This is a genomic window from Brevundimonas abyssalis TAR-001 (assembly GCF_000466985.1).
In the GTDB taxonomy this organism is placed as follows: Bacteria; Pseudomonadota; Alphaproteobacteria; order Caulobacterales; family Caulobacteraceae; genus Brevundimonas; species Brevundimonas abyssalis.
Map to the genome: position 1 here is coordinate 1 of NZ_BATC01000102.1, position 3983 is coordinate 3983.

4 protein-coding genes and 1 pseudogene are annotated in these 3983 nt (G+C 67.3%); 3 read left to right on the forward strand and 2 right to left on the reverse strand.

Features of this window, described 5'->3' with window-relative positions; genetic code table 11:
- Positions 1–60: 60 nt before the first annotated feature.
- Together gapR and ykgO are read right to left on the reverse strand one after the other, a co-directional pair.
- Complete coding sequence (gene gapR / locus MBEBAB_RS14565; RefSeq protein ID WP_021698750.1) at positions 61–333, reverse strand: nucleoid-associated protein GapR; 273 nt, start codon at positions 331–333, stop codon at positions 61–63.
- 261 nt (positions 334–594) lie between these two features.
- Positions 595–720, reverse strand: coding sequence for a type B 50S ribosomal protein L36 (ykgO, locus tag MBEBAB_RS14570; RefSeq protein WP_021698751.1), 126 nt, complete (start codon positions 718–720; stop codon positions 595–597).
- 783 nt (positions 721–1503) lie between these two features.
- Here ykgO and MBEBAB_RS14575 point away from each other — a divergent pair.
- From MBEBAB_RS14575 to MBEBAB_RS14580, 3 genes and pseudogenes are all read left to right on the forward strand, one after another.
- Positions 1504–2462, forward strand: a pseudogene (locus MBEBAB_RS14575) (lytic murein transglycosylase); the annotation flags it as partial.
- 48 nt (positions 2463–2510) lie between these two features.
- Positions 2511–2765 carry a peptidoglycan-binding domain-containing protein gene (locus tag MBEBAB_RS18470; RefSeq protein WP_306302044.1) on the forward strand — a complete coding sequence of 85 codons (255 nt, stop codon included), beginning with the start codon at positions 2511–2513 and terminating at the stop codon, positions 2763–2765.
- Positions 2766–2807: 42 nt separating this feature from the next.
- Positions 2808–3860 (forward strand): hypothetical protein, encoded by a 1053-nt coding sequence (locus tag MBEBAB_RS14580; protein ID WP_242397191.1) that lies wholly within the window; start codon positions 2808–2810, stop codon positions 3858–3860.
- Positions 3861–3983 lie beyond the last annotated feature (123 nt).

The following is a 3983-nucleotide window of genomic DNA, read 5'->3' on the forward strand; positions in this document are numbered from 1 at the left end:
CCCTTCGGGCTGCTTGAGCGCAGTCCGCCGTCCTTGCGTCCGAAACCGGACCGCTTCAGCTCAGATCTCGCCGAGGGCGGCCAGATAGAGGTCCAGGATCGCCTCTTCCTCCTGGCGCTTGGCCTTGTCCAGCTTGCGGATGCGGATGACCTTGCGCAGGGTCTTCACGTCATAGCCCTCGCCCTTGGCCTCGGCGAAGACCTCCTTCATGTCGGCCATGATCGCCTGCTTGTCCTCCTCCAGACGCTCCAGGCGCTCGATGATGGTGCGCAGACGGCCCTGGGCCGAGGCGTTCAGGACGTCAGGATTGGCGAAGGCGGCGTCGTCGGCCATGGGAAGTCCTTTTTGGGCGCTATCGCTCGGCGCGCGGCGCCTCGCTGCTTGAGCGCGGTTGATTTGGTGCGCTTTGTTCGCGCGCAACATGGATGGTTGAAGCTGGGTTAGCGCCGTCGCCGCAACGGCTCAACGGCGCACGCGAAAAAGGCCACGGACAATCGTCCATGGCCTGTGGATCATTCCGCCGCCCGGCCAGTCCGCGACAACGCCCTCAAGCAGAGAGCGCCCGCGGCGCGAGCGATAAGGCGCTAAAAAGCCTTAACCCTGGCGCGCCTTGAAGCGCGGGTCGGTCTTGTTGATCACATAGACGCGGCCCTTGCGGCGCACGATCTTGCAATCGCGGTGGCGCGACTTCAGCGACTTCAGAGAACTACGGACCTTCATGGTCTCATTCCTTCGTGGCCCCCCCGGCGTGAACCTGTCGGGCGCGATACAAAATGAAACGCCGCAAGCGGACCTGCGGCGGGGAGACGGGCCTATAGGTCAGCTACGCCTGCCCTGTCAACGGGAAACCACCTCAAACCCGACCGCGTCCGCCTGTTTCATCCCCCTCCCCTCGCCCGGGCCCATAATGACCCTCCTCACGAGGCGCAGGAGACGATTTCGGACAATTCAGACTATTCAGACCCTGTTTTTTTGGCGCCAGAGTCTGAAATCCGCCCTCAGGTAGAGAGGCCTCCGGGACCGAGCGTTAGGGTTGCGAACCTTGCCCTCAAGCAGCGAGCGCCCGCGCGGCGCGAGCGTTAGGGCCAGAAACGCCCTCAAGCAGCGAGGCTCCGCGAGCCGAACGATAGGGCCAGAAAAATGGAGCCCATGCCCTCAAGCAGCGAGGCTCCGCGAGCCGAGCGCTAGGGCAAAAAAGATGGAGCCCATGCCCTCAAGCAACGAGCCGCCGCGCGGCGAGTGGTAGGGCAATAAAGGATGGAGGCCTGGCCTCCGAGTCGAACGGAGGGTCTGCGGATTTGCGATCCGCCGCGTATCCTCTCCGCCACCAGGCCGCATCGAGGCGAGGAACCTATGGCATGGCGCAGTTAACAGAGGACGAGCGACAAGGGTTAGCGCGTTCATCATCCGTGGCGCCGTCATGGCGAAAAGACGGCCAAACCGCGCTCTCCTTTCGCGCGCTTGTGATTGTGGTGGCAGGGCGCAACGCGCTAGGCTTGCACCATGAAAATTCGCCTTGTTCTCATTGGTCTTACGGCGGCCTGCGCTCCCCTGATCCCCGAACCGCCGCGTGGCGGGCCGGCCCAGGCGGCGCAGCCGACGGCTGCCGCCGCCACCGCGACGGCGGCGGTCCAGCCGGTCCCCTATGAGGATCAGTCCTTCGAGGGCTGGAAGCAGGGCTTCCTGGCCCGTCACGGCGGGGCCAACCGCGCCGCCTTCGAGCGCGAGCTGGCGGGGCTGTCCCCCGATCCCAGCGTCATCCGCCTGGACGGCAACCAGCCCGAGTTCAGCCGCCCGGTCGGCGCCTATGTCCAGAACGCCGTCAGCGCCCAGCGCATCGCCGAGGGCCGCGACCGTCTGATGTCCGCCCCTGTGGCGGCCGAGCAGCGCTATGGCGTGCCGCGCGAGATCCTGGTCGGCATCTGGGCCCAGGAAAGCGCCTTCGGCCAGGTCCAGGGCGACCACGACGTGATCCGCTCCCTGGCCACCCTGGCCCACGACGGCCGCCGCCGCGACTGGGCCGAGGAACAGCTCAAGGAGGCCCTGACCATCATCGTCGAGGGCCGGGCCCCCCGCTCGCGCCTCAAGGGCTCGTGGGCCGGCGCCATGGGCCAGAGCCAGTTCATGCCCGACAACTACCGCCGCCTGGCCGTGGACGGCGACGGCGACGGGGTGGTGGACATCTGGAACTCGCCCGCCGACGCCTGATGTCGGCCGCCAACCTGCTGAACAACGCGGGCTGGAAGCGCGACCAGCGCTGGCACTACGAAGTGACCCTGCCCCGGGGCTTCGACTACGCCCTGGCCGAGGGCGAGCGTCAGCCGTGGTCGTACTGGGCGCAGCGCGGCGTGGTCCTGTCTCGGGGCGGGGCCCCCAGCACCGCCGAACAGGCCGAGGGCGCGACCATCCTGCTGCCCCAGGGGGCCAATGGCCCGGCCTTCCTGGCCCTGCCCAACCACTACATCATCCGCCGCTACAACAACTCGGTGGCCTATGCCTTGGCCATCGGCATGACCGCCGACGGCATCGCGGGCCGGCCCGGCCTGGTCGCGGCCTGGCCCGACGAAGCGCCCCTGTCGCGGGACCAGCGTCTGGGCGCCCAGCGCGCCCTGGCGGCCGCCGGTTTCGACCCCGGGGGCGTCGACGGAATCGTCGGCTCCGGCACCCGCCGGGCCCTGCGCGGGTGGCAACAGGCCAACGGCCTGACCCCCGACGGCCACCTCACCGCCGCCCTCGCCGACCGCCTCATCGCCGAACAGCGATAACCCGCTTGCCGGACGGGTCGAACACCGGCACGACGACCGGCCATGAGCGACCGTTCGATCCGGAATCTGGCCAACCTTCAGGCGTTCGGCTCCACCTCTCGGGTGCTGAACCTGTTGGCCGTCTGGCGCCGCCATGGCCACACGGACGAATGGCGCGAAAAGCCCCTGTTCCAGACCCCGGCCCTGAATCAGGGCCTGATCATCAAGCACCGCCTGCGCCGCGACGAGGTGGACCTGTTCCACGTCTATCGCCAGTCCGCCACCAAGGTCATCCTGCCCCTTGATCTGGATGACCTGCGCCTGGGCGGCCGGTTCATCTTCATCGGCCAGCGCAATTTCGACCGGGCCCTGCGGGAGTATTTCGGGGTGTCCGTGGACGAGCGCGACCTGGAGACCCTGCGACTGATTGATCAGCTGCCGTCGCTGGACCCCTTCCTTCTGCGCGAGCAGGTGTCACGCGCGGGCCTGGACGTGGCGCGCTGCTATTTCGAGCTGACCGAAGGGGACATGAAACGCATGTTCGGCTTCGTGGAGTCCCAGATCGCCCCGCTGGTGGCCATGAGCATGGCGGCCGGAACCTCACTCCCCGGCAAGGCCCGGGGCACCGCCAGTCTGGTGTCCAGGATCCTGTCCAATACCGACGGCGCCGGGATGCAGCCCCTGGGCGAAACGCTCCAGCTGGCGCCTGGGCAGTACGCCGAGGGCGTGTTTTGCTGGAAGGGCTTCCTCTACTACAAATGGTCCGCCGCCACGGTTCTGAAAGAGGCGCGCGCGGTGGCTGACGCCATCGCCACCATGCAGCCGGCCGGGCCGCTCGACACAGAGTCCCGTCTCTACATCGAGCGCGGCCGTCAGGTTCTCCGGCGCAAGATTCTCAAGACCTGCGAGACGGTGGTTGAAACCCTGAAGATCTATGACCGCGCCTATGCCAGCCTGACCGAAGACGGCCGGCGACCGCCTTTCGGGAGTTCCTGCTGGACGCCCCGCACATGTTCATCCGTCTGGGCGAACAGGTCGGAGCGGTCAGGCACATCGTCAGCTTCTGGAATTTCCGCTTCGCCCCCGGCGCCCCGCGCGTGTCGGTCGAGGAGCTGATCGACATCTTCATGGACTTCGAAACCAGCCTGATCGGCCGCGAAATCATCGACTGACGCCCACTAGCCGCGAAGCGTCCGCGACGCGAGCACAGGCCCAACCCGGCGCCCTCAAGCAGCGAGG